1 protein-coding gene is annotated in these 1,093 nt (G+C 67.2%); it reads right to left on the reverse strand.

Features of this window, described 5'->3' with window-relative positions:
* Window positions 1-54: 54 nt before the first annotated feature.
* A complete protein-coding gene (locus tag DID99_RS36690) occupies window positions 55-1,023 on the reverse strand; it encodes an IS5 family transposase (protein WP_124668732.1) in 969 nt (322 codons plus the stop codon).
* Window positions 1,024-1,093: the final 70 nt, after the last annotated feature.

Raw genomic sequence — 1,093 nt, forward strand, 5'->3', positions numbered from 1 at the left:
CGTGGCGTTGGTGCACTCGATGAATGCGGACGCAACAGCCGTTTCCCAACGCCGTTATGCGGTGGCCCGCTCACGGCGGGCGGATTTCGGGCGTGCAGCGGCCAGCATGCAGTTGAGCACTGCCACCCCGATGGCAGCCTCGGCCCGCTGGGCTGCGAAGCCACGGGCTCGCAGTCGCGCACCGATGATCGCCTTGTAGCGCCCCATGGTCGTCTCCACCAGGGCGCGCCGGCCGTACCCGGTGGCCTGCTGCCAGCCCAGGCGGCGCCTGTGCTCGCGGATCACCGCCAGATGACGGTCACGCCGAGTCGGGGGACCCAGCTCGCAGCTGGCCACCGCTGTCGGGCGCGGCGGAATCACCACCTGGATGCCGTCACCGTGCCGCGCCACCTTCGGGTAAGTGGGGGCGCCATCGTACGCGCCGTCGGCGATCACCCGGGCGATCACGCCACCGATCTGATCGAGCAGTGGCGCGACCTGCGACGGATCGTCGGCATGCTGGTCCGTCAGTGTGTGCGACACGATCATGCCGGTGCCGGCATCCACCGCCAGATGCAGCTTGCGCCAGCTCCGGCGTGACTTCGTGCCGTGCTTCTCCTGCAGCCACTGGCCTGCGCCAAACACCTGAAGCCCCGTACTGTCGATCAGGATATCCAACGGTCCGGCTGGCACTTCACGCGGCAGTGCGGGCAACGTGAGCGCCCGGCGACTGACCGTGGTGTGATCCGGCGCCGACAGGCTCAGACCCATCAGCGTGATGACCGACCCGAGCAGCCCTTCGGCTTGGCGAAGCGCCATCCGGAACGCCGTGCGCAACATCAGGCAGGTCTGGATGGCGACGGCCGAATAACGACGCTGCCCGTTCGGACCGCAGCTTTGCCAGTTCCGCAGCGCATCCTCATCGATCCACAAGGTGAGGCCGCCGCGCCGGCGCAGCCCGGCCTCATACTCTGCCCAGTTCTGGACCTTGAACGACATCCTCGGAATCTGGTGACGACGATCGGCATTATGCTTGTGCGGCATCGGCAAAGGGACCGGGTGCGAAAGGTCGTCATCCTACCATTCGCCTCGACCATCGAAGTGCACCAACGCC

This window comes from Burkholderia sp. Bp8986 (assembly GCF_003854225.1).
GTDB lineage: Bacteria > Pseudomonadota > Gammaproteobacteria > Burkholderiales > Burkholderiaceae > Burkholderia.

What these genes read in the sequence shown, in the direction of transcription:
- DID99_RS36690 (WP_124668732.1), bottom strand. Translation starts at nt 1,023, where the DNA reads ATGCCGCACAAGCATAATGCCGATCGTCGTCACCAGATTCCGAGGATG.